The sequence below is a fragment of the Amycolatopsis sp. NBC_01286 genome (genome assembly GCF_035982555.1).
GTDB lineage: Bacteria > Actinomycetota > Actinomycetes > Mycobacteriales > Pseudonocardiaceae > Amycolatopsis.
In genome coordinates this window covers 9206325-9230434 of record NZ_CP108428.1, presented here as the reverse complement: position 1 = coordinate 9230434, position 24110 = coordinate 9206325, and the positions used below count along the sequence as shown (strand labels likewise).

Genomic DNA, 24110 nt, shown 5'->3' with positions numbered 1-24110 from the left:
CAACACTCGCCTCGGACCGGGTCCGGGCGGGTGTCTCTGGGGAGAGGAACCGTCCATGCGCACACCCCGCCGTATCCCGCTGATCCTCGCGCTCGGCGCGGTCGTCGGGGCCACGTGCCTGGCGCCCGCCGCGGCCGCGGCACCGGCCGACGACTACTACCAGGCCGCTCTCGGCAAGACCGGCGCCGAGCTCAAGACCGCGTTGCACGGCATCATCAGCACCAACACGAAACTGACCTACGACGAGGTGTGGGACGGCATCAAGGCCGCCGACGAGGACCCCGCCGACCCGGCGAACGTCATCCTCATCTACAGCGGCCGTTCCCAGGCGAAGACCGCGAACGGCGGCGACCCGGACCAGTGGAACCGGGAGCACGTCTGGGCGAAGTCCCACGGCGACTTCGGCACGGCGACCGGGCCGGGCACCGACCTGCACCACCTGCGCGCCGAAGACGTCTCGGTCAACGCCGAGCGGGGCAACAAGGACTTCGACGACGGCGGCTCCCCGGTCGCGGAGGCCCCAGGCAGCCTTACCGACGAGGACTCCTTCGAGCCGCGCGACGCCGTCAAGGGCGACGTGGCGCGGATGGTGCTCTACATGGCCGTCCGCTACGACGGCACCGAGGGCTATCCCGATCTGGAACCCAACGACAGCGTCGACAACGGCTCGGCACCCAACATCGGGCGGCTCTCGGTCTTGCTGGCCTGGAACGCCCAGGACCCGCCGGACGCCGCCGAGCAGCACCGCAACCAGGTCATCTACGACCAGTTCCAGCACAACCGCAACCCGTTCATCGACCACCCGGAGTGGGCGAACTCGATCTACGGCTAGCTCCGGACGCGGGTGACGAGGCCCCGCACCGTCGCGAGGACCTCGTCGGGGTGGTCGAGGTGCACGCTGTGCGTCGCGCCCGGCCAGCTCACGATCCGCGCCGAGGGCGGTGGCGAGGCGGTCGTGGGCGCGGCGGACGGCGTGGTCCGGACCGGCCGCGCCGCGCTGCTGACGGCTCTGCGGAGAGCCGAGGAAAACGCCCGCCTGCTCGGGCACTGACCCATCGCCGGCCGGCTGCTCGACCGCGCCCGCGACGCGGGAGCCGTCCGTCCCGAACTGGCCACCGACGAGCTGGTGCCGCTGATGTGCGACGTCTCGTACGCGGCGAAGGTGCACGGCGGCGCCCCGGCGGTGACGGACTCTCAGCCGCGTTGGCGCAGCAGTTCCGCCGCGATCGAGTACGGCGGTGCCGCTGCCTTCGAACGGGACGCGTGCTCGACGATCGCGTCCTGGAGGTACCGGTTGCCCGCCGGGCGGGGGTACGCGCCGTAGACCGCCCGCAGCGAGCCGGGATCGACGTCGGCGAAGACGCCCGCGTCGGTGAAGACTCCCTTGTGGGTCAACGAAGTCAGCAGCCCGCACCGGTCAGCGATGCCCAGCGACGAGTGCAGCGCGATCGCCTCCCAGACGCGGTCGACGTCGGCGGCCGCGACGCCGTGATCGGTCAGCGCCGCGGCGGCCAGGTCCGCGCCCTCCACCTCGAACCGCGCCCGGCCGCCCGCCCGGGAGCCCAGGCCCAGGTCGTGCAACGCGCACGCGGCGAACAGCAGGTTCTCGTCGTAGGCGGCGTCGGTCACGCTGCCGTCCCGTCGCGCCACCAGGCGGGCGAACAGGAAGCTGCGGACGCTGTGGTCGGCGATCGGGGCGCTCTCCGACTCCCGGGCCAGGCGGAGGCTCGCCTCGGCTAGCGGGCCGGTGGGCAGCGCGAGTACGTCGTTCATGACTCCGACCGTAGGAAGGAGACGCGGCGCACGAAAGTGGCCCGAGTGCCAATCGGCGCTATGATCGGGCCATGACCACGGCGGACCGGCACCAGGTGGCCGTGCTCGTGTTGCCCGGCGTGCCGGCGCTCGAATTCGGCATCGCGACGCAGATCTTCGCGACGGACCCGTTCTACGCGATGACCGTCTGCACGACCGGCGGTCCCGGGCCGGTGCCGGGTGACGGCTTCACCGTCACCGCCACGGCCGGGCTCGACGCGGTGGCCGCCGCCGGCACCGTGATCGTCCCGGGCTTCGAAGGCGTCGAGACCCCGCCGGCCGCCGAGGTCCTGGCCGCGCTGCGGGCGGCCCACGGCCGCGGCACCCGGCTCGTGTCCATCTGCACGGGCGCGTTCGCCCTCGCCGCGGCCGGGCTGCTCGACGGGCGCCCCGCGACCACGCACTGGAAGTACGCCGACCTCCTGCGGCGGCTGTACCCGCGCGTCGAGGTCGTGGCGAACCGGTTCTACATCGACGACGGCGACATCCTCACCTCGGCCGGCGTGACCGCGGGCGTCGACCTGTGCCTGCACCTCGTGCGCCTCGACCAGGGCCCCGCGGCCGCCAACAGCCGCGCGCGGTTCCTGGTCGCCCCGCCGCGGCGCACCGGCGGCCAGACGCAGTTCGTCGAGCAGCTGCGCGCCGAAGCGACGGGCGACCGGCTCGCCCCGCTGCGGAGCTGGATGCTCGGCAACCTCGGCGAGGACCTCAGCATCGACGTCCTCGCGCGGCGCGCCCACGTGTCCCGGCGGACGCTCATCCGCCGTTTCCGCGAGGAGACGGGGACGTCGCCGATGGCCTGGCTGGCCGACGCGCGCATCGACCGCGCGCGCGAGCTGCTGGAGACGACGACGCTGTCCGTCGAACGCATCGGCCGCCGCACCGGGCTCGGCGCGCCGTCGTCCGTCCGGGCGGCCTTCCATCGCCACATCGGCACGTCGCCGCAGGAGTACCGGACGCTGTTCCACCACAGCGGCACCCAGCCGGACCCCTGAGCATCAGGCGAGGGCGAGGACGATCCGCTCGGTCGGCGGCGCCTGGCCGGCCGCCCGGCGTTGCAGCAGGGCGACGCCGGCGGCGATCTCGTGGAACGCGGCCCCGAGCTCAACCTGGTCGTGCGCCCGCATTTCCGCGGCGAGGCACAACGCCGCGAGCCGCAGGGCGGTGGCCGAGTTCGAGGTGAGCGGCCGCTCCCGCGCGAAGACGGGCCGCGCCTCCAGCTCCAGCTTCGCGGCGACCTGGCGGGCCCACGACGACCCCGTCGTGTGCTCCCGCGCCCGGGACACCTTGCCCGCCAACGTCTCCGGGGACTGTGGTGCGGTGGCGGCCGCGGCACCCGCCTCTTCGGTCAAGGCCGCGGCGAGGTTCTTCGCCCAGGCCGTGGCGGGGGTGGCGGACCGCAGCAGACCGGCCTGGGCGTGGGCCAGGGCCCGGCCCAGCACCTGGTCGAGGCTGAGCATCCGGATCCGCGCGAGCTCGGGGGTGAGGACGCGGATCAGCGTGCTGTCGAGATCGCGGTCCACGGTCAGGTCGAGCTCGTCGGCGAGATCGAGGACGGCGTCGTGTTCCACCGCGAGGTCGTGGGCCAGCTTCCGGAGCCCGGCCGGCGGCAGCGTGTGGCCGATCGAGCGGACGCGGTCGTTGGGGATCAGCTTGAGCAGCAGCGGCCGCAGCAGGGACGGGGTGGACCGGGTGATGTCGTCGCGCACGTAGTCGACGAGCGTCCGCGCGGGGACGAGGTGGGGGTGGCCGGTCCCGGGGGCCAGCCACAGGTCGAGGCCTGCCAGCCAGGCGCAGGGGGCGACCGAGCGGCCCCGGGCCGGGTCGTCGAGCTCCGCCCGCCGGGGCAGGCGGTAGACGGCCTCGCCGACGAGGACGTGGTTGACCCAGCGGACGAAGGCGGCGGCGTCGCTGCCCCGCACGCCGGTGACCGCGGCGTCCGGGGGCGCCGGCGGCCCGTCCGGTGCGGGTGCCCCGGTGTCCAGCCGGTAGAGGTCGTAGAGACCGCCGGTGACCGGCCGGGCGCAGACCCGGGCGCCGTCGCCGACCTGGACCTGCGGACGCAGCTGCCGGGTCAGCAGCACGGCCGCCCGCAGCCGGCGGTGCCCGGGGTCCTCGCCAGGCCGGGCCGCGGGTTCGAGGAACTCGTCGAGCCGGCCGCGCAGCTCCGGGGCCAGCTCGCTGTTCTGCTCCGCGCAGTCGACGGCGAGGGACAGGGCCGTGACGCCGCCGACGCGCAGGCAGGCGCGGACGATCGGGTCGGCGTCGGACTGCGCGGCGTACAGCAGGGTCGATTCGCGCCACCACAGGTCGTCGACCGCGCCGGTCAGGACGTCGACCAGGCCCTTGTCCCGGGTGTGGACGGCGGCGAGGTACTCCTGGAACGTGTGGTGGGCGAAGGAGTACAGCCCGCTTTCCCGCTCGACGAGCAGCCCGTTGGAGCCGACGTCGGCGAGGAACGCCTCCGCGGTGAGGTCGCGGGACACCCGTCGCAGCGCCTTCCCGACCTCGGTGAGGACGTCGGCGCGGGCCAGGTCGCGCACCCGGTCCCGCATCATCGAGTACGCCAGGCTGCGCAGCACCATCTCCTTCTTGTCGCCGCCCAGCTCGATCGGGAGCTTCTTGGCTTCCTGGCGGCGCCAGAGCATGACCTGGCAGATTTCGCAGTAGAGGTCGGCGCGGCTGCCGGGCAGGGCGCCGCGGTACCGGTGCACGTTGGCGATCATCGTCAGCAGCAACGGGTTCGCGGTCAGGTCGCGCAGCGCGGCCGCCTCGCCGAGCCGTTCGAGCAGGTCCTCGGTGGCGGCCGCGGCCCGGGTCCGCACCTCGTCGGCGCGGTCGCCGGTGCTGTACCGCTCGACCGCCGAGTACCAGCCCTCTACGAAGCGCTTCACCTGGTCGTCGGTGAAACTGCGGACCTGCAGCACGGTCGCGCCGCCGATGCCCGTGGTCCGGTAGCCGTGCGGCCGCGAGGTGATCACGAAGTCGTTCTTCGGGTGGTGCTGGATCTGGCGCTCGACCCAGTCCGCGACCTTGCGGCGGTCCTCCTGCCGGGCGACCTCGTCCAGCCCGTCGAGGAGCACCACGCAGTGGCCGTCGCGCAGCCGCTGCTCGAACCAGCCGGGCGGTTCCTCGCCGCAGTTCCGCCCGGCGACGCCGCGCACGAGGTCCGCCAGGCCGGTGTCCGGCGCCGACAGCACCGCGTCGACGTGGTCACGCAGGTGCAGCAGGATCGGCACCCGCCGGTGCCGGCCGCGCCGGCCGAGGCAGATCCGCCGCGCGGTGTGCCGCAGCAGGGTGGTCTTCCCGCTGCCGGGCGCGCCGACCAGGGCCAGCACGACGGGCCGCGGCCGGTCGAGGAAGTCCTGCAGCGACTGCCGGTCGGTGGCGCTCGCCCGGAGGTCGGGCAGCAGGCTGTCGGCGACGTCCTGCGGCGGCCGGAACGTGAGGCTGACGTCGACGAACACCTCGTCCAGCTCCGGCGTGTGGAAGCCGATGGTCGCGAGGCCCTTGAGGTCGATGAACCGCAGGCTGCCGAGCACGAACTCCCGGTACCGCCGGCCGAACAGGGACAACCGCCGGACCAGCCAGCGGTCGACGCGGTCCACGATCCGCGCCCGCCACCGCTCGCGCAGCTCCCGCGCGATCTCCCCGGTGACCGTCAGCAGCCCGACGACCAGCGCGTACGCGGCCAGCAGCACGCCCGACAGCACCGGGTGGCCGGCCCAGACCGCCACGACCGCGGGTGCGGCCCCCGCCACCACCAGCGCGAACTTGCCCACAGCTCCGGCTCGACTCCCCATGGTGACCAGACGATACGGGGTGTTTCACCGTTTCGGTGACGTTCGCGGGCGATCCGTCAGCTGGTGCGGCGAGGCACGTTGAGCCCCTCCACCACGAACCGCGGGCGGCCCGACGCCAGGGCGTGGGACGGCCACGACACCGTCACCGCGGCCGTCTCGCCGGGGAGCAGCCACAGGTAGTTCTCGCTGCAGCGCAAGGGAAGGACACGCGCGTCGGTGCGCGCGTCGCGGGCCGAGACCCGGGCGCCCGCGGTGACGACGCGGCCGGTGTTGCGCAGCGTCACCACGGCCTCGCTGCGGTCGCCGTCGCGCCGGATGGGGCCGGCGTGCAGGGAGACGTCGGCCGGGGTCCTGGTCAGCTCGCGCGCGTCCGCCGGGGTGCGGTAGCGCCAGTAGACGTTGCGCGACAGCTCGGCGCCGTCCCGCCCGACCAGCCGCAGGCGCAGCAGGTGCAAGGCCGGCAGCGCGGCGGTGAACGGCACGGTGAAGGCCGCTTTCACCGACGACGCCGGTACCGACACCGGCGCGGACACCGGCGTGCCGAGCGAGCGTCCGCGCAGGTCGAGCAGCTCGGCGTGCACCGTGGCGCCGTCGAGCGTCTGCGCGGTCTGGTTGACCGCGTGCACCTGCCAGTCCGACAGCCGCGCCTGCACGTGGAGCGGCTCGCAGCCCTTGCGCGCGCCGTGGAAGCTGCCGTTGGTGTCGAGGTCGTAGTCGTAGGTCTGCCAGACCGTGCTGTGGTGCGCCGGGTGCGACATCCACAGCAGCACGCCCGACGCGTCGTCCCAGAGCGCCGCGTTGTAGGCCTCGAAGATCGCCCGCATGCTCTCGTAGTTGACGAGCTGGGCCTTCGCGCAGAAGTCGTCGAGCGAGGTCCCCGGCCCGAAGCGGTCCTCGATCGCGCCGCGGTAGGTGTCCGGGTTCTGGCCGCCGCGGGTGCACCAGTCGTGGTGGAACCAGACGTCGCCGATCGGCCACGACGGCTGGTCGCCGGCCAGCCGTCGCATGCTCTCCGCGACCGGCACGGTCGGCAGGCCGATCTCGCTGTGGAACCCGTAGCTGCCGATCGAGTAGGTGTCGCCGTCGAAGTAGCGCGCCGGGTCGATCCACGAGTACGGCCCGTGCCCGGTGACGACACCACCGGCCGAGTTGCCCTGGTACCACAGCTCCGGCTGCCGCACCGCGAGCATCTTCCGCAGGCCGGCGTCCATCGCGGCGGGCGGGTCGCTCTCGTTGGTGGCGCACCAGACCACAATGGACGGATGGTGCCGGTACCGCACGACCGTGTCCGTCGCGATGGTGAGGAAGACGTCGTTGTCCGGCGGGAAGATCGCGTCGCCGGCCCAGAAGTCGTTCCACACCAGGATGCCGTTCTCGTCGCAGGCGGCGAAGAACTCCTCGCGGTTGCTGGACCCGACCCAGTTGCGGATCATCGTGAAGTTCATGTCGCGGTGCAGCGCGACGGCGTCGGCCATCCGGTGGGGGAGCACCCGGCGCAGCAGCTCGTCGAAGCCCCAGTTGCCGCCCTTGGCCAGCACGCGCACGCCGTTGACGCTGATCTGCAGCGGCGTGCCGGAGTTGCTGACCTTCTTGAGGTCGCGCCAGGTCGCACCGTCGTCGGAGACCTGCACGGTGAACGTCAGCGCGTACGCGGTCTCCCAGGTGAGCACCACGCGGTCGAACGCCACCGCGGCACCGAGGTCCAGCTGGAGCCACTGGTTGTCGGAGTAGCCGGACGACCAGCGTGTGTCGTCACGGCCGTCCACGGCGTTGCCGGCCTTGTCGTTCGCGTTGTCCTCAGAGGACGCCGTCGCGGCCTTGCCCTGCGCGAGGTCCGGTCCAGTACCGTCCACAACGGACAGCGTCCACAGTGAGATGCCGTAGCCGGTGGCGCGCTTCCCGCCCTGGATCCGGAGGTACCGGGCGGTTGTCCGGTCGAACTCCACCGTCTGCGGCGGCGAATGGTCGGTGGCCGGGTCGATCACGATCGGCTGGGTCGCCGTGTAGCCGAACTGCCGCAGTCCTGCCTGGACGGTCCGGCGGTCGCTGACCTGGCTCTCGACGCTCGCCGTGGTCGTGAGCGGGTGCAGCGTCGGATCGCCGTACCCGTTGGGCCACCACAGATCCGGGCGCCGCAACCGCAGCGCCGGGTCGGTCGCCGGGGCGAACGTGACGTCGGCCGCCGCGCCCGCCGCGAGGGTGACGCGGCGGCTGACCCGGGCGCCCGCCAGCTCGGCGGCGACCGTCACGGTCCGGGCCGTCGCGGCGGCGTTGCGCACGGGCACGACCAGCGTCACCTCGGCGACCGACGTGTCCGGCAGGTTCGGCAGCCGCGTGTCGACGCGCGGTTCGCCGAGCACGGCGTCGCCGGTCGAGCGCAGCCGGACGTGGTTCCAGATGCCCGCGCCGCGGTCGCGGACGCCGGGCATCCAGTCCCAGCCGCTGATCGAGATGTACCCGGGCAGGTCCTGCTGCTCGGCGTTGGAGTTCAACGTCGAGACGCCGTCCGGGCCCTTGTCGCCGGGGTTGCCCGGGTGCGGCATCGGGTCGATCCGCACGGCCAGCGCGTGCGCGTCCTTCCCCCGCAACGCCGTGGTGACGTCGAAGGCGGCGCGCGCCACCGGGTGGGTGAGCGAGCCGACGGCGGTGCCGTCGACCCAGACCTCGGCGTGGTGGTCGATCCCGTCGAACTCCAGCCAGACGCGGCGGCCGGCGTCGAACCCGCGGGGCAGCGTGAACTCGCGGCGGTACCACCAGCTGTGCCGCGAAAGCGCTTCCGGGGCCCGCATGTTGCCGAACCCGGAGGTCGGTTCGGGCAGCTTGCCCTGCTCGACCAGTGCCGTGTGGACGGTGCCGGGCACGGTCGCGGGCAGCCACGTCGACGTGTCGACACCGGCGCGGGCGAGCGCGGCGCCGTCGGCGGACGGCAGCCGTGATTCCATGGTCAGCGTCCAGCCTGACTCGACCGCGACCGTGCCGTCCGCCGCGGTGACCAGGCCGGGCGGCCGGGTGGTGTGGCGGCCCCAGTCGGTCCAGCCGGTGGCGTCCGGCCGCGGGTGGCCGGACCGGCCGTAGACCTCGAAAGCATTGACGCCCAAGGGGTTCGCGTTCGCCTGCTGCTTCGCGGTGAGCCGCACCCAGCGGGCCGTGACCGGCTTCGCCAGCGTGACCTCGACGCCGCCGCCGGGGGAGTCGGTAGCGGTGTGCACGGTCTGCCAGGTGCGGCCGTCGGCCGAGACGTCGAGGGTGAACGCGACCGCGCAGCTGGACAGCACCTCCCAGCCAGTGGTGTTCAGGAACGGGTTGATCCCGGACGCCGGGGTGAACACGGGGTCGGTGGCGGTCGCCTCGAACACAAGCACCACCGACTCGATCCGGCAGGCGGCCTGCAGGTCCACGGCGATCCACTGTGGATCGCCCGCGCCCGCCCGCCAGCCCGAGCCCTTCACGCCGGTCTCGGCCAGGCCGTCGACGGCGAACCACGCCGGCGTCGGCGCGTAGGCCGTCGAGGACACCGTCACCGGCCGGTAGCGCGCCAGATCGGTCGCCGCTTGGGCCTCGGCCGCGGCCGGGAGCGCGGCCGGCACGCCGAGCGCGGCGAGCAGCACGGCGTTGGACTGCAGGAACGTACGACGGGACAAACCGCTCACGGTCCGGGCTCCTAACGGGAGAGCTTGAGATCGACGAACCGCGGGCGGTTGTTGTCGATGTTCGCGTAGAGGTCGGCCAGCTTCTCGCTGTTGGTGTTGTAGGAGATGACGAGCTCCCCGGGCCGGCTGATCTCGGGGTGCGCCGCGACGTTGTAGGTGTAGCGCCCGTTCCCGGCCTCGGGCGCGGTGTAGATCGTCTCGCCGCCGGTGAACGGCCCAACCGGGCTCGTCGCGTGATAGGCGTGGATAGTGCTTTCCAGACCCGAACCGAACGTCGTCAGCAGGTATTCGCCGCCCACCGGCGTGACGCCGAAGGAGCTGCCGACGTTGCCGAGCAGCCGCGCCGACGCCGCCGGGTCGGCCGACCAGCCGTCCGCCGTCCGGAACTGCCACGGCCCGTCGAGCCGGCCGATCGGCGCGCGGGCGACGTGGAGGTACTTCGTGAAGCCTTCGCCCTCGACGCCGTAGATGTAGGTCCACGCGCCGTCGCGCGTCAGCTCGGTGCCCCACTGGACGTTGCCGACCGACGCCACGTCGGTGAGCTTCTCCAGCCGGAACGTGTACGGGTCGAGCGTCGCGAGCTTGGTCTTCGTCCAGGCGAAGTTGAACGGCGGCGGGTCGTCGGTCGGCGCCTGCTCGAACTCGATGACCCGCAGCTTCCCGCCGTCGACGATGCCGTCGCCGTTCCAGTACCAGTAGTCGTTCGGCTCGCCCGGGCTGTTCGGCGTCGGGCCCACCAAGGACTTCGGGTGCCCCGGCGGCCCGGGCGCGATGGTGGTGAGGATGTGCTTCGCGTCCGGTGTGGACAGTACGGCCGAGTTGTGCGTGAACGGCGAGGACTCCGGCAGGCTGTCGTCGGCGCGCACGGGCCCGAAGAAGGTGTCGTTGTACAGCCAGACGTCCAAACCGGACGGCAGCCGCGTCGAGTAGGTGCCGTCGGCCGCGGCCCAGCCGACGCCGGGGCGCCTGCCGAAGTCCTGCCAGCGCTGGGTGAGCGCGGTGTCGGCGGTGGCACCGAGAATCCGAAGTGGACGGTTCGTCGCGGCGGCGGGTCCGGTGATGGCGAGGGACGCGGTGACGGCGGCGGACAGCGCCAGGGTACGGCGGAACTTCATGGTCGCTCCTTAGGTGGTCAGCGGTGACCGAGCAGTTCGACTTCGGCGACGGATGTCTTGGCCGCACCGGGCGCGGCGGCGAGGTCGAGCTTGAAGTACTTGTAGGTTCCGTTTTGGGCGGGTGTGAAGACCCGCGTTTCCTGACGCCACGGGAACGTTTGAGCCTGACGCCGGTCGAGCGTGTTCTCCCAGGTCGGGGCGGGGTCGGTGGTCTCGAAGGACGTCCGGAACGACGACGGCGCGGCGCTGGCGGCCGGGGCCGCGATCATCGCGGCGGCCACCGTGAGAACGGTGGCAAACGGGACCGGGCGGCGATGGAAGACGGCCACGGAGGGCTCCCTCGAAGATCGGACGTGCCGATTGACAACGTTGGCAACGCGGCCCAGTCTCGGACGGCGTTGTCAGCGTTGTCAATGGCCAGAACTGGACAGAACCGCTGTCCGGTGCGGGTTTTACCGCCGGGCCGAGCGCGCCGGCGACGCGTTGTGACGTGGTTCCGGGCAGCCGGTCAGTGCTCGGCCGAGCGCAACGCGACACCCCGGCCCTCGCCCGACCCGCGCTGTACGAGCGTGGTCGGCAGGACGACCCGCCGTGGGCGGGAACGGTCGCCGTCCAGGCGGGCGAACAGCAGCTCGGCCGCCCTCCTGCCCAGCTCGCGGGGGTCCTGGGCCACCACCGTCACGCCCAGCACCTGGGCCAGTTCCGAGTCGTCGAACGCGACCAGTGCCGTCCGTGGCGCGCGCGACTCGGCGATGGCCCGGGCCACCCCGCCGACGAGACGCGGGTTGTCGGCGAACAACGCCGTCGGGGCGTCGGGTGCGGCCAGCAGCTCGGCGGCGGCCCGGTGGGCGGCCGGGGCGTCGACGGCGTCCGTGCGGACCGCGTGGGGTTCGAGGCCCGCCTCGGCCAGCGTCGCGCGGAAGCCGCGCAGCCGCTCCCGGGCCGTGTGGATCACGGGGGAGTGGCCGACGTAGGCGATCGCGCGGTGGCCCTGCCCGAGCAGGTGCGTCACGGCCTGGCCGGCGCCCTCGGCGTGCGCGGCCAGCACGCAGTCCACCGGCAGCCGCTGCGGCGGGCGGTCGGCGAACACGATCCGCGTGCCGACGTCCAGCTCCGGGCGCAGGTGGTCGTGCCGGCGGTCGGCCGAGACCACGATGAGCCCGTCGAGACGGCGCTCGACGAACGTGCCGAGCAGCCCGCGTTCGCGCGCGGGATCCTCGTCGGAGCTGGCGACGAGGGTGGTGAACGACCGCGCCGTGCTGACCTGTTCGATCGCGCTGAGCATCCCGGCGTAGAACGGGTCGGCCAGGTCCGCGGCGAGCACGCCGATGCCGCCCGCGGGCCGGTCGGTCCGCCGCAGGCCGACGGCGTTGCTGTTGGGCCGGAACCCGAGCCGGCGGATCTCGGCCTGGACGCGCCCGCGCACGTCGTCGCTGATGAACGGGTAGTTGTGCACCACCCGCGACACCGTCTTGACGCTCACGGACGCGGCCGAAGCGACATCACGCATGGTGGGCCGCCCGGTGGGCGCCGGTCCACGCCGGCCGGCCACCGGCCGCTCCGCATCCGAGGCTCGCGTCACGGCGGCGACCCTACCTCAGCCGGGAGTCTTTGCCGGGCAACAGGATTCACCCGGGAACGCCGCACCGCCGAGGGCAGACTGGGCCGACCCTGACGACGTCAGCTTCTCGTACGTCTTGACGACCGGTCGCCGGGCTTGGTTGCCCTTCGCGCTGCTCGTGTACTGCCCGGCGGACGACGACATCGTCCGCGCCGACGTGGTCGTCGAGGCGAACCCGGACCGGCCGTCGGAGATGCGCGTCGTCGCTGTGCGCCGAGAGGCAGGCGTCCGGTTGCTCAGTCGTTGTTCGTGCTGGTCTTCGGGGACACGGACGTGCCGTGGTGGCACGCGGTGTAGCGCGAACCCGGCGGTGTCCGGCGAGCGGTGCGATGCTGGCGTGATGAGCGATCCGCGGCGGGAACTCGAACGGGCCCGGGACGGTGACGGCCCCGGAGCGGACCAGGCCCGGGTCGCCCTGACCGCCGACGTGCCGGACGAACAGCTGCGCGCCGCCATGCTCGGGCTGGCCATCGGGCGTGGTGCGGGCAGCAGCACCTGTCCGTCCGACGCCGCCCGGGCCGTCGCCGATGACTGGCGGCCGTTGCTGGCGCGGGCCCGGGAGCTTGCGCGTGAACTCGCCCGGGCCGGTGAGGTGCGGCTCACCCAGGGCGGCCGGTCGCTCGATCCGGACGGCGAGTGGCGGGGACCGATCCGGATCCGGCACGTCGATGGCTGAGCCGGAGCGCACGCCGGACGGGCGCTTCATCGTCGTCGACGGACGGCGGTGGCGGGCCACCGATCCGGAGATCCCGGAGGAGGACGCGGCCCGGTTGCGCAGCCTGCTGATGCGGGCGCGCCGGGACGTCGGGACAGCCCGCCGCGGCCAGGACATCGACGCCGAACGCGAGGCCCGGTCTCGCGTGCACACCGCCAAGGTCGCACTCGGCGAGCGTGGCACGCCCTGGTGGGAGCAGGATTCCGCGCAGCGGCGGCAACGCTGGCAGGACGGCCTGGACGCGCTGGGCTGATCCGCTCAGACCGGCTCCTCCTCGCAGCGGTGCTGCGGGCCCAGCACACGCAGCACGTCCAGGGCGTCGGTGCCGCCGGGCGGTGGGGTGAAGACCCGCAGCCGCTGGTCCGCCGCGGGCGTCGCCAGCAGCTCGCAGTCGAACTCGATGGCGCCGAGCTCGGGGTGGCGCAGCCGGTACCGGTGGGCGCGGCGCACCGCGACCTCGTGCCGGTCCCACAACGCCGTGAACTCGGCACTGGCCGCGCGCAGCCGGGCGATCAGCGCGCGCGACGCCTCGTCGTCGCCGCGGCGGGCGACCGCGGCGCGCAGGTCGGCGACCAGCTCCCGGCCGTGCTCCTCGTGCTCTTCGGCCATGAAGTGATCGCGGACGGCCGGCTCGGTGAACCAGCGCAGGACGACGTTGCGGTCCTCCCGGGCCACCGAGCACACGCACCCGAACAACGCCAGCGCGAGATCGTTCTGCGCCAGCAGGTCGCCCAGGTCGCTGAGCACCTGGACCGGGACGCCGTCCAGCCGGTCGAGCAGGTACAGCAGGCTCGGCCGCAGGTACTCCCCGGCCCGCGCGCCCTCCGGCGGCCGGTGCCCGGCGAGCAGGTACAGGTGGTCCCGCTCGTCGGCGGTCAGCCGCAGCGCCCGCGTCAGCGCGCCCAGCAGCTGGTCCGACGGCTGCGGGCTGCGGGCCTGCTCGAGCCGCATGTAGTAGTCGGCCGACATCCCGGCGAGCACCGCGACCTCCTCGCGGCGCAGTCCCGGCGTCCGCCGCCGCGGCCCCTCGACCAGCCCGACGTCGCGCGGGGTCAGCCGCTCCCGGGACCGGCGCAGGAAGTCGGCGAGCTCGCCGCGGTGCATTCCCATGCGTCCATGGATAGCACCGTTCGCCGGCCGCATCATCGGACCGCCGGTCCTAGGTGGACCGCTCCGTTCCCGGATCGCCGGAACCGGAGCACGGTCGTGGGGTGAGCGGAACGAGGGAGCAGACGATGAAAGCGGTGCGGTTCCACGCCTACGGCGGGGTCGACGTCCTGCGGGTGGACGACGTGGCGCGCCCGGTGCCCGGCCCCGGCCAGGTGCTGGTCGAGGTCCGCGCGGCCGGGATCCAGCCCGGCGAGGTGATGATCCGGGAAGGCGCGCGGCACGGGCGCTGGCCGGCGACGTTCCCCTCCGGACAGGGCAGCGACCTGGCCGGGGTCGTCGTGCAGGCCGGGCCGGAGGTGCGCGGGTTCGCGGTGGGCGACGAGGTCCTCGGCTTCACCCACGACCGGGCGAGCCACGCGGAGTACGTCGCCGTCGACGACGTGCGGCTGACCCCGCGGCCGACGGGTCTGCCCTGGGACGTCGCCGGGTCGCTGTACGTGGCGGGCACGACCGCCTACGCCACGGTGTTCACCGTCGACCCCGGACCGGGCGACACGGTCGTCGTGTCCGGCGCGGCGGGCGGGGTCGGGTCCCTGGCCGTGCAGCTCGCGCGCCGGCGCGGCGCCACCGTGATCGGGCTGGCGAGCGCGCCGAACCACGCCTGGCTGAGCGGCCACGGCGTCATCCCGGTCGCCTACGGCGACGGCGTGGCCGACCGGATCCGGCAGGCCGCCGGCGGAAAGGTCGACGCGTTCATCGACACGGTCGGCGACGGCTACGTCGACCTGGCGGTCGAGCTGGGCGTGCGGCCCGAGCGGATCGACACGATCCGCGACTGGCCGGCCGCGGCCCGGGTCGGCGCGCGGACCGCCGGGGAGGGCGCGGCGGCCTGCGCGGTCGTCGTCGGCGAACTGGCCCGGCTCGCCGCCCGCGGCGAGCTCGAGGTGACGATCGCCCGGACCTACCCCCTGGAGCGGGTCCGGGACGCCTTCCGCGAGCTGGAACGGGGGCACACCCACGGCAAGATCGTGCTGCGGCCGTGAGCCTCAGCCGGCCGCGAGGGTGCGGTGCAGGAGCGGGAGCAGGCGGTCCCAGTGGCGTTGCAGCGCCACCGGGTTGAAGGCGTCGGTGTCCGACATCGTGTAGCCGTGGACGCTGCCGGGGTAGATCTCGGTGGAGTAGCCGACGCCGGTGGCGGCCAAAGCCTTGTTGAGCTCGTTGACGGCCTCGGGCCGCATGTCGTTCTCGGACAGCCCGAGGTGGACCTCGGCGGTGAGGTCCGAGAGCAGGCGGTGCGGGCTGTCGGGCGCGTCGGTGACGAGGAAGCCCGGGTGGAACCCGGCGACCGCGGCCACCCGGCCGGGGAACGCCGCCGCGGTCCGCAGCGCCAGAGCGCCACCGATGCAGTAGCCCAGCACCGCGGCCGGACCGGCGGCGACTTCGGGCTGAGCGGCGAGGAACCCGAGGTAGGCGTCGGCGTCACGCAGGATCCGCTCGGTGGTGTGCTCCTCGAGCAGCGGCATCAGCCGGGTGATGATCGCGGGCCGGACCTCTTCGCCGATGTGCTCGGGCAGAGCGGTCACCGGCGCCGGGCCGTGGCGGTAGTAGAGGTGGGGGACGAGCACGTAGTACCCGTGCCCGGCCAGCTCGCGGGCCTTGCTCTCCAGTTCGGGCCGCAGGCCGAAGGCGTCGGTGTAGAGCAGCACACCCGGGTGCCGCTCGCCGTCGCCGGGGAAGGCGGCGAAGGCGTCGGCCTGGCCGTCCGGGGTGGGAATCCGCAGGGTGGTGCTGGGCATGGCTTCTCCTGTCGTGGTCGATGGGTGGAGCTGGTGATCGACCCGACGGGGGCGGCGCCCGCGCGGCGCTCAGAAGAGCACCGGGTAACCGTTCCGTGTGTGGCGCGAGGCCGTCCCGGTAGTCATGGCCCCCACTCTAGCCTGCCGGACAATTCGGACGTAACTCGGACGAGTGACGGCGTACCGGCGTCCAGGTGACGGTAAAGCGAAACGGTCATCGCCGGAGCGGGTGTCCACCATTTCGCCGCGGTCACGAATTGCGCCGAAGGAGTCGGCCCCCTCGGCGCCCGGGTGTCGTCCCTTCAACGGTTTCCCCGCGCGGCATACGATTTTCCTCCGGCCCGGAAAATCGGAAAAGAATCGAGGAACGTTCATGCGAAGACGCATGCGTGCACGCCGCCGGGGGGCGGCAACCCTGCCCCTCGTGCTCATGGCCGCCGCCTTCCCCCTGCCCGCGGCGGCGGCCCCCGCCGCCCCGCCTCTTTCGGGACTGACCAAATCGGTGCAGGGCACCGGATCCCCGGCGGACCACGGCGCCACCGCGAACTGGGTCGTCGGCTACGACGACCGCGCGAGCACCACCGGCCCCGCGACCATCACCGACGCCGTCGCCGCGGGACAGGCCTACCAGAGCGGCTCCCTGCACGCGCCGCCCGGCTGGACGCCGTCGTGGTCCACCGACGGAAGCGCTTTCACGGGCACCGAACCCGCCTCCGGCGTGACGGCCGTGCGCGCGACGAACCCGCGTTCCGGTGCGGACGCGACCGCGTTGTCCGGCGCCCTCACCCCGCCCGTGCAGACGATCGCGACGGCGACCGGCGGTGACGGTTTCACCCCGCTGCTGAACCGCACCTCCGACGGCACGCTTCAAGCGTGGAACGTCTTCCACCACGTCAACCCCGCCAACGCGAAGCTCGTGTGCACCGACGCCGGCACCGGCCAGCGCTGCCCGGGCGGCCCGTGGCCGAAGCCGCTCAACACCGCGCCCGGCCCGCTCGGCACCGGCAACACCGGCGACATCGCCAGCACCCTGACCCCGCAGTACTTCCGCAACCCGGCCGCGCCCGCGCAGGTCTACTACCCGGCCCTCACCGCCGCCTCCGTCGGAGTCGGCTGCCTCGACCTGGCCGCCGCGGCGAACTGCGGGTACTGGCCGCTGACCGCGACCGGCGGGTCCCCGTCCGCCGTCAACAGCATCGCGGGCCTCGTGGAAAGCGGCGGCAACCTGTACGGCGTCGTGAGCACCGGCGCGGTCGTCTGCTGGACCATCGCCACGAAGAGCGCCTGCGGCGGCCAGCCGTATGCGCCGATCGTGCCGCCCAGCAACAACCAGCCGGGGAACACCCTCGCCCACATCTACGGCTCGATGACCGTCGTGGCGGGCAAGGTGTTCGCGTCGTCCTCCGTCCCCGGCGTCGGCCGGCCCGCGCTGGGCTGCTTCGACCCCGCGACGGCGACGGCGTGCGCCGGCTGGGCGGCGTCGAAACCGACCGGCCCGCCCGGGAACTACACCTACAACGCCTACACGTTCTTCAGCACGGCGGGTGCCCCGGTGGGCGCGTGCTCGACGACGAACGGCGCCACGGAAGTCACCACCTGCTTCGCGCTGGACGGCTCGGCGCTCCCGGCGCCGCCGGTCGCGGCGGCCCTCCCGGCCGGGGTGTGGGTCTTCAACCCGGAGGTCGTCACCGACCCGGCTGGCCACCTGCGCAGCTATCTCGCGCTCTGGAACGGCGGATTCGCCGGGGCGGCGCTGTGCCACGACTGGACGACCGGCGCCGCGTGCGCGGGCCTGCCCGGCCCGATCACGCACCCGGCGGCGAACGGCGGCGCCACTCGGGACTACGGCTACACCTACGACCCGCCCACGGGCTGCCTCATCGGCCTGGGCGACGCGGGTGTGCTGTTCTCGATGGACCCGGCGACCGGCGCCACGCCGTGCGTCCGCTCCGGCGGTCAGGTGACGCTGAAGCCGGGTGACTTCTACTGCGACGGCGGCACCGGGCACGTCCAGGGGTACACGGCCGCGCGGCTGACCGGCATCACACCGTCCAATGTGGACCTGGCCGCGTCGCGGGTCACGGTCGTCGACCAGAGTGGCACGGTCGTCCCGACGCCCGGCTTCGCCCCGGACGGCTCCGTCGACCTCACCGGCGTCTCGGCCGCCGCGCACCCGTCGATCACGGTCACGACGTCGCTGGTGCTCACCAGCGCGGCCGACTTCGGCGGCGGCAACCAGCCGCAGCTGGTCGTCGACTACGCGGGCGACGCGCCGCAGCTGTGCTTCTCGACGACGATCGCGGCGGACTGCGCGGTGACGTCGGTGGCGAACACGGCCACCGGCACCGACACGACGGGCGCGTTCACCTCCAACACGGTGACGCTCCCGGTCGCGCCGGGCGCCGCGTGCACGCCGAAGGTGGTGGTGCAGAAGGAGATCTGCGCCTCGGCGACGGCGTCGAAGTGCGGACCCGGCGGGGCAGGACCGTGGGCCAAGCAGGCCCCGGTCGGTCTCCTGGGCCTGCTGAACGCGACGGCGTACTGGCGGATCACGGTGACGAACCAGGGCCCGGTCGGCATCACGGCCGGCCAGGTGGTGGACAGCGTGGAGCCGTCGTGCCAGACGGGTCCGTTCACGCTGGCGGCCGGAACGTCCAAGCAGGTGTACTGCTCGACGTACGCGCTGCTGAGCCTGTTCCCGCTCACCAACCGCGCGAAGGCGAGCTACGTGCCGGTGAACGTCCCGTCCGGGACGCCGCCGACACAATCGGAGTGGTCCTCGGCGACGGCGTGTTCGTTGCTCTGCATCCTCTGATGGGCTCAATGGAGCAAGGTGCTGACCCGTCGCCTTGAGTGACGGTTTCGAAAATCGGGATGCCGCCCGTGGTCGTGGTTCGTTTCCACGATCTCGCGGGCGGCATTTCGGCTCTTCACGGCAAGTGTCCGGGAGTTTGAAACCACCGATTCACCGTGCGCGTGATCAATCGACGGCAATCGATCCGATCGAATCGCCGTTGTTACGAAACCGGCGGTCGATTCACTCGATCGTGTAGCTCTCGTCGGGGTCTTCCGGAGTCGATAGGCGAAAAGTGGTGCCGACGGTATGGTCTGCCGTCGGAAGAGCGATCCGAATGGCTGATCGCCTGGATCTTCTGCCATTTCCGGAAGAAAGAACTCACTGTGGACTTCGACGCATTGGCCGGCGAACTGCGGAACTTGCGCGAAAACGTCGCCGGGGTGACCGACACCGTGCTGGCCGCGGTCGACGGGATACCGATTCTCGCCGACGCGGCCGACACCGTCGACCCGGCGAAGATCTCCGCCCTCGCGGCCGCCGACCTCGGGATCGCACGCCAGGCCGCGCAGATCACCGGGCAGGGCACGCTGCACCAGACCGTGGTGTTCAGCAGCGAGGGCTACATGGCCGTCTACGCCATCGGCCGGCTGGCGCTGATGGTCGTGCTGGGGGACAAGGGACTCAACGTCGGGCGGCTCCTGTTCGAGTGCCGGCCCGTCATCGAGCGGATCAGCTCGATCCTGGCCGCATGAAGCACGGCGCCCACCGGGACCGCGAGGCCGTCGATCACCATTTCACAAAAGGAAGTGACGTCATGACGAACATCGACACCGCACTGAAGGAAGCCATGTCGATCGCCGGCGCCGTCGGCGTCGCGCTGGTCGACTACGAAAGCGGGATGTCGCTCGGCACCAGCGGCAGCGGCGAATGGCTGGACCTGGAGGTCGCGGCGGCCGGCAACACCGAGGTCGTGCGGGCGAAGCTGCGGGTGATGTCCTCGCTCGCGCTCAACGACAACATCGAGGACATCCTGATCACGCTGCACCGCCAGTACCACCTGATCCGGCTGCTGAACACCGTGTCGTCGCGGGAATCGCTGTTCCTGTACCTGGTGCTGGACCGGGAGCGGGCGAACCTGGCGCTGGCCCGGCACTACCTCAAGCGCATCGAAGCGGACCTGCAGGTATAGGCGGCCGCGCGGCCACCGGGGGAGGAGGCGGCGTTGACCGGCGGTTCCAGCGCCGCGCTCGTCATCGGCTCGGCGTTCATGGACGACCTCGGGCCCCTGTTCCCGGTGCGGATGAGCCTCGCCGGCGAAGACCTGGAGTTCACGTTCGTGCTGTCGGAACACCCGCCCGGCGGCGTGACGCAGTGGGTGCGGACGTGGTCCGGCACCGGGGTGGCCGGCCGGGTGCCGCGGTTCTTCGCCGACGCGGGCGGCCGCCGGATCCGCGTCGAGCTGGCCGGGACGGCGGTCCGGGCCGTGATCGTCGTGCCGGCGGGCGAACCGGCCGCCCCGCACCCCGGCCGGTGGCAGGACCAGGTGCCCACGGCGCTGAAGATCACGCTGGAGGAGATCGCGCGGATGCTCTCGCGGTGCCACCACCACGCCGGCGGCGCCGAGCCGCTGATCGACCTGGAGCTCGGCTACCGCCCGGCGGCCGGCTACGAGACCCGGCTCGCCGCGGCCCACGAGTCGGCGCGGGGCTGGGTCCCGCCGGTCCGCCCGGCGCTGACCATGCGCTGGCGCGCGGCGACCGCGGCCCAGCGCAAGGCGTTCGCCGACGAACTTCCCGAGACGACGACCGCCCGCCGCTGGATCCGCCGTCGGCGCACCGCCCGGATCATGGGCCTCGAGGTGGAACTGCCTTCATGAATGTCACGGCGGTGTTGTGACGCGGTGACACTGCCGTCCGGCCGCGAGGACGGCTGGAATCGAGGCATGACTTCGACGGCCAAGAAGCTCGGACGGCGCTTTCAGCTCGGCAGGGTGCGGCCCGGGGACGGGAGCGCGCTTCGCGACTACCGTCCCTGGCAGCTCTTCTCCCGGTCGCTGTTCTTCCTCGACCTCGCGAACAGCCACGCGTACGCGGTCGACGTCCGGTACCTCGCCGATGCGAAGAGCCGGCGGCAGCACGAAAGGGGCGCGGGGAAGAGCCCGGCCGCGCTGTACCGGGACGGTGTCCAGGTCGCGCGTTCCAACCTGCCGGCGACCTTCCCGGTGCCCGGCGGGGTGATCGAGGTCGCCACCAGCGCGTTCGGCCTGAAGCGCCTGCGGTTCGTGGCCGGCGACGGCTCCGAGCACACGCTGCGCCCGCACCGCCGGTCCCAGGAAGGGCTGCGGGCGCGGTTCGGGCAGCGCTACCCCCGCGCCAGTGCCGTCGTCGGGGCCGTGTCCCTCGTCGTCCTCCTGGTCGCGCTCGCCGTCAGCCTGCTCCACGGCGCGGAGGCCCTCACCCGGATCCCGCTCGTCGCCGCGCACGTCGGCACGTTCACCTCGCCGATCCACGTGCCCACGTGGGCGAAGATCGCGATGGGCGGCGCCGGGATCCTCGCCGGGGTCGAACGCGCCTCGCGGCTCCGGTTCAACCGGCTGATCGACTCCGTCGCCTCCTGATCGTCACGACGGCCGGTGGTGGGCGCCACCCCCAGTGCCACGCCCACCACCGGGTCGCCCCGGCAGCCCCCTCGGTCGCCGGGCCTCCAGGGTTCCGGACGCCGTCCTCGTTTCGTCCTCGCGCCGGCATCCCGCGCGCCACCAGGGCGTTTCGAGGTCCGGACGCCGGGCGCTAGCCTGGAGGACGAGGGGGGAAACGATGAGGTTCCGTGTTCTCGGGACACTGGAAGCGCGGGTGCACGGGGATCGGGTCACGTTGGCGAGCCCGCGCGAGCAGCGCGCGCTCGCCACCCTTCTGCTCAACCCCAACGCCGTCGTCCCGGTGGAGCGCCTGATCGACGCGCTCTGGGAGGACGAGCCGCCGGCGACGGCCGTGAAGCAGGTGCGCAACTGCGTCTCCGCGCTGCGCGGCCGGCTCGGCGAGACCGGCGGGATGATCGTCACCGACGGCCCCGGCTACCGCCTGCAGACCGGGATCGACGATCTCGACTCCCTTCGCTTCCGCCGTCACGTCACGGTGGCCCGTGGGCTCGCCGGGCAGGCGAAGCTCGCCGACGCCGTCAAGGAGATCCGCGACGCGCTCGCCCTGTGGCGGGGCCCGGCGCTCGACGGGCTGCGGACGTCCGCGCTGGCCGGCCGGGCCGCGGTGCTCGACGAACAGCGCTTCGACGCCGTGGAGCTGTGTGCCGACTGGCAGCTGCGGCTCGGCGAGACGGGTGAGGTCGTCCGCGAGCTGACCGAGTTCTGCGGCGAGCACCCGATGCGCGAGCTGTCCCACCTGCTGCTGATGCGCGCCCTCGCGAAGGAGGGCCGCTACGCCGAAGCCTCGACGTTGTTCCACGGCCTGCGCCGGCGGCTGGCCGACGAGCTGGGCGTCGACCCGAACCCCAGCCTGCGACGGCTCCACGAGCAGATCCTCACCGAAGCCACGCCCAGCGCGCCGGCCGACGTCGCCCCCGAGGCGGCGGCCACGCCGGATCGCCACCTCGGCCGGGCGGTCACCGAGCTGGCCGAAGCCGTCACGTGGCAGTGGCGCGCGGAAGCCGAACTGCGGTCGCTGCACCGGCCGCAGCCGATCGCCGTGCGCTGGTCGGCCGCCGCCCGGCCGGGAAAGCCGGCGCTGCGGGGCGACCTCGACGACATCGCCGGGACGTACACCGCGCTGCCGGTGCCGCAGCTGGTCGTGCTCGGCGATCCCGGTTCCGGCAAGTCCGTGCTCGCCCTGATGCTGACGCTGGAGCTGCTGCGTACCCGCGCCCCGGGTGCCCCGGTTCCGGTCCTGCTGTCGCTGGCCTCCTGGGACCCGCGGCGGGAACACCTCGACCGCTGGCTGGCCGACCGGCTCGCCGACAACCACCCGGCCCTGCTCACCGCCCGGGAGTACGGGCCCGGCGCGCCCACCCGGCTCGTCCTCGGCGGCCACGTCGTCCCGGTTCTCGACGGCCTCGACGAGATGCCGCCCGACCTGCGCGTCGCGGCGCTCGACGCGCTGGACCAGACCGTGGCCCTGGGCCGCTCGCTGGTGCTGACCTGCCGCTCGGCCGAGTACGAGCAGGTCACGCGCGAGTCCGGCACGGTCCTGGGCGCCGCCACCGTCGTGCGGCTCGAACCCGTGGCCCGGCAGGAGGCGATCACCTACCTCTCCGCGCGGGAGGGCGCCGATCACGACCGCTGGCGCCCGGTGGCCGACCGGCTGCGCCGGGAGCCGGACGCGGCACTGGCCCGGGTGCTGCGGACGCCGTTGATGGTCGACCTCGCGCGGATCGGCTACGGCCGGCCCGGCGCGGATCCCGCGGAGCTGCTCGACGCCGGAGACGCGGCCGCCCTCGAAGGGCAGCTGCTCGACTCGTTCGTCCCCAACGCCTACGCCCGGGTGCCGCAGCCGCCGGGGCGCAACCCGAAGACCAGCCCGTCCGGGCGGTACACCGCGGCGCAGGCGGCACGTTGGCTGGGGTTCCTGGCCCGGCACCTCGAGCAGACGCGCAGCCGCGACCTGGCCTGGTGGCGGCTGTACCGGGCGGTGCCCGCCGGGACGCGGTCGGGCCTGGTCGGGCTGCTGATCGCGGTGTTGTTCGTCGTCACCGGCTGGGTCGACGACGGCCCGGCGCTGGCGGCGATCTACGCCCTGTCCTTCGGTGGCGCCGGGTACCTGACCCACCGCTTCGCGCGTCCGCCGGAACCGCTGCGCACCGAACTGCGCTTCGCCGGGGCCACCCGCAAGTTCGCCGGCCGGTTCGCGATCGGAGCCGTCGTGGGCGTCCTGCTCGGGCTGGGCTGGTCGCTGGCCACCGGCCTGGTCGTCTTCCTGGCGCTCGTGTTCGGGCTGGTGTTCGCGGTGCACGTGTGGCTCGCTAAACCGGTCGACGCCAGCCGCGTGTCGAGCCCGCGGACGATCCTGCGCAACGAACGGACCGGCGCGATCGCGTTGTCCGTCTCGTTCCTGGTGTCGCTGGGGCTGTTCGACGGGATGGCGTTCGCGTTCACCGCGCAGACGCGGTTCCTGCCGGTGCTGGGCGGCCGCTACGACGTGGCGCTGGGCGTCGCCGGCGGGCTGGCGGGCGCGTTGTTCGGCTGGTTCATGGCCCGCGGCGTCGCGGCTGTGTGCTACGGCCTCGCGGGCGCGATCGCCGGCGGCCAGGTGTTCCCGGCGGCGACGAACCCGGTGCTGCCGTTCGTGGTCGGCGTGTGCTTCGGCGGCGGCATCGGCCTGGCCGTCCTGGTGACCCGAGCGTGGGGCAACTACTTCGTCCACCACGCCTGGCTCGCCGCGACCGGCCGCCTCCCGTGGCGCCTGATGCACTTCCTCGACGACGCCCACCGCCGCGGCGTGCTTCGGCAGGCGGGCGGGGTCTACCAGTTCCGCCACGCCCGCGTCCAGGAGCGGCTGGCCGAGGCCCGACTCGACGAGCGGTAGCACCACCGTCCGATGTGGACACGCTGATCCGTGCCGCGGGCGGACCTGCGGCACCGGGTCATTGTGACACTTTCGATCGCGTCGCCCAACCCTTGCGGCATTCGCCGGAGACTAAGAGGCAAGCCCGGCGGTAACCATGGGCAGCGCGGGCGCGACGTGG

20 protein-coding genes and 1 pseudogene are annotated in these 24110 nt (G+C 73.2%); 13 read left to right on the top strand and 8 right to left on the bottom strand.

Translation table 11 applies throughout. The annotated features are described in order from the left end of the window. The first annotated feature begins 55 nt into the window (after positions 1 to 55). The 3 genes and pseudogenes from OG570_RS42260 to OG570_RS48505 all read left to right on the top strand — a co-directional run. Positions 56 to 832 (top strand): endonuclease I family protein, encoded by a 777-nt coding sequence (locus OG570_RS42260; RefSeq protein WP_326954350.1) that lies wholly within the window; start codon positions 56 to 58, stop codon positions 830 to 832. A gap of 12 nt (positions 833 to 844) precedes the next feature. After that, the gene (locus tag OG570_RS42255; protein WP_326954349.1) at positions 845 to 1051 is read left to right on the top strand and encodes a hypothetical protein; all 207 of its coding nucleotides are present in this window, start codon (positions 845 to 847) and stop codon (positions 1049 to 1051) included. Positions 1052 to 1054: 3 nt separating this feature from the next. Beyond that, a pseudogene (locus OG570_RS48505) lies at positions 1055 to 1180 on the top strand (SbtR family transcriptional regulator); the annotation flags it as partial. A 14-nt stretch (positions 1181 to 1194) separates the two neighbouring features. Here the strand turns inward: OG570_RS48505 and OG570_RS42250 are convergent. Beyond that, positions 1195 to 1773 (bottom strand): HD domain-containing protein, encoded by a 579-nt coding sequence (locus OG570_RS42250; RefSeq protein WP_326954348.1) that lies wholly within the window; start codon positions 1771 to 1773, stop codon positions 1195 to 1197. 71 nt (positions 1774 to 1844) lie between these two features. Here OG570_RS42250 and OG570_RS42245 point away from each other — a divergent pair, with 71 nt between their 5' ends. Further along, positions 1845 to 2807 carry a GlxA family transcriptional regulator gene (locus OG570_RS42245; RefSeq protein ID WP_326954347.1) on the top strand — a complete coding sequence of 321 codons (963 nt, stop codon included), beginning with the start codon at positions 1845 to 1847 and terminating at the stop codon, positions 2805 to 2807. A gap of 3 nt (positions 2808 to 2810) precedes the next feature. On the opposite strand, the gene OG570_RS42240 is transcribed toward OG570_RS42245, so the two are convergent. The 5 genes from OG570_RS42240 to OG570_RS42220 all read right to left on the bottom strand — a co-directional run bounded on the left by OG570_RS42240 (position 2811) and on the right by OG570_RS42220 (position 11890). Further along, positions 2811 to 5615, bottom strand: a complete 2805-nt coding sequence (locus tag OG570_RS42240; protein WP_326954346.1) for an NACHT domain-containing protein — start codon at positions 5613 to 5615, stop codon at positions 2811 to 2813. A gap of 56 nt (positions 5616 to 5671) precedes the next feature. Then, a complete protein-coding gene (locus OG570_RS42235; protein ID WP_326954345.1) occupies positions 5672 to 9265 on the bottom strand; it encodes a discoidin domain-containing protein in 3594 nt (1197 codons plus the stop codon). Between the two features lie 11 nt (positions 9266 to 9276). After that, positions 9277 to 10380: a DUF5005 domain-containing protein gene (locus OG570_RS42230; protein ID WP_326954344.1), complete on the bottom strand. Its 1104-nt coding sequence runs from the start codon at positions 10378 to 10380 to the stop codon at positions 9277 to 9279. Between the two features lie 17 nt (positions 10381 to 10397). Continuing rightward, entirely contained in the window at positions 10398 to 10661 is a 264-nt protein-coding gene (locus OG570_RS42225) for a hypothetical protein (RefSeq protein WP_326954343.1), read from the bottom strand. 227 nt (positions 10662 to 10888) lie between these two features. Then, positions 10889 to 11890, bottom strand: a complete 1002-nt coding sequence (locus OG570_RS42220; RefSeq protein WP_326954342.1) for a LacI family DNA-binding transcriptional regulator — start codon at positions 11888 to 11890, stop codon at positions 10889 to 10891. A gap of 451 nt (positions 11891 to 12341) precedes the next feature. Between OG570_RS42220 and OG570_RS42215 the strand changes: the two genes are divergently transcribed. Further along, complete coding sequence (locus tag OG570_RS42215) at positions 12342 to 12677, top strand: DUF3253 domain-containing protein (RefSeq protein WP_326954341.1); 336 nt, start codon at positions 12342 to 12344, stop codon at positions 12675 to 12677. Then, on the top strand, positions 12670 to 12969 hold the full coding sequence (locus OG570_RS42210; protein WP_326948317.1) for a hypothetical protein: 300 nt from the start codon (positions 12670 to 12672) through the stop codon (positions 12967 to 12969). Before OG570_RS42215 ends, OG570_RS42210 begins: the two co-directional genes overlap by 8 nt. A gap of 5 nt (positions 12970 to 12974) precedes the next feature. Here OG570_RS42210 and OG570_RS42205 read toward each other — a convergent pair whose 3' ends face one another. After that, positions 12975 to 13820: a helix-turn-helix transcriptional regulator gene (locus OG570_RS42205; protein WP_442788353.1), complete on the bottom strand. Its 846-nt coding sequence runs from the start codon at positions 13818 to 13820 to the stop codon at positions 12975 to 12977. A gap of 131 nt (positions 13821 to 13951) precedes the next feature. On the opposite strand from OG570_RS42205, the gene OG570_RS42200 reads away from it, so the two are divergent. Further along, positions 13952 to 14869 carry an NADP-dependent oxidoreductase gene (locus tag OG570_RS42200; RefSeq protein ID WP_326954339.1) on the top strand — a complete coding sequence of 306 codons (918 nt, stop codon included), beginning with the start codon at positions 13952 to 13954 and terminating at the stop codon, positions 14867 to 14869. Positions 14870 to 14872: 3 nt separating this feature from the next. Here OG570_RS42200 and OG570_RS42195 read toward each other — a convergent pair whose 3' ends face one another. After that, positions 14873 to 15622, bottom strand: a complete 750-nt coding sequence (locus OG570_RS42195; protein WP_326954338.1) for a dienelactone hydrolase family protein — start codon at positions 15620 to 15622, stop codon at positions 14873 to 14875. A gap of 430 nt (positions 15623 to 16052) precedes the next feature. Here OG570_RS42195 and OG570_RS42190 point away from each other — a divergent pair, with 430 nt between their 5' ends. From OG570_RS42190 to OG570_RS42165, 6 genes are all read left to right on the top strand, one after another. Further along, positions 16053 to 18437: a DUF7617 domain-containing protein gene (locus OG570_RS42190; RefSeq protein ID WP_326960309.1), complete on the top strand. Its 2385-nt coding sequence runs from the start codon at positions 16053 to 16055 to the stop codon at positions 18435 to 18437. A 365-nt stretch (positions 18438 to 18802) separates the two neighbouring features. Further along, positions 18803 to 19171 carry a roadblock/LC7 domain-containing protein gene (locus OG570_RS42185; RefSeq protein WP_326948322.1) on the top strand — a complete coding sequence of 123 codons (369 nt, stop codon included), beginning with the start codon at positions 18803 to 18805 and terminating at the stop codon, positions 19169 to 19171. Between the two features lie 62 nt (positions 19172 to 19233). Continuing rightward, the gene (locus OG570_RS42180) at positions 19234 to 19608 is read left to right on the top strand and encodes a hypothetical protein (RefSeq protein WP_247050018.1); all 375 of its coding nucleotides are present in this window, start codon (positions 19234 to 19236) and stop codon (positions 19606 to 19608) included. Between the two features lie 33 nt (positions 19609 to 19641). Continuing rightward, positions 19642 to 20295: a hypothetical protein gene (locus tag OG570_RS42175; RefSeq protein ID WP_326954337.1), complete on the top strand. Its 654-nt coding sequence runs from the start codon at positions 19642 to 19644 to the stop codon at positions 20293 to 20295. 66 nt (positions 20296 to 20361) lie between these two features. Next, entirely contained in the window at positions 20362 to 21036 is a 675-nt protein-coding gene (locus OG570_RS42170; RefSeq protein WP_326954336.1) for a hypothetical protein, read from the top strand. A 199-nt stretch (positions 21037 to 21235) separates the two neighbouring features. Further along, the gene (locus tag OG570_RS42165) at positions 21236 to 23950 is read left to right on the top strand and encodes a BTAD domain-containing putative transcriptional regulator (RefSeq protein WP_326954335.1); all 2715 of its coding nucleotides are present in this window, start codon (positions 21236 to 21238) and stop codon (positions 23948 to 23950) included. Positions 23951 to 24110: the final 160 nt, after the last annotated feature.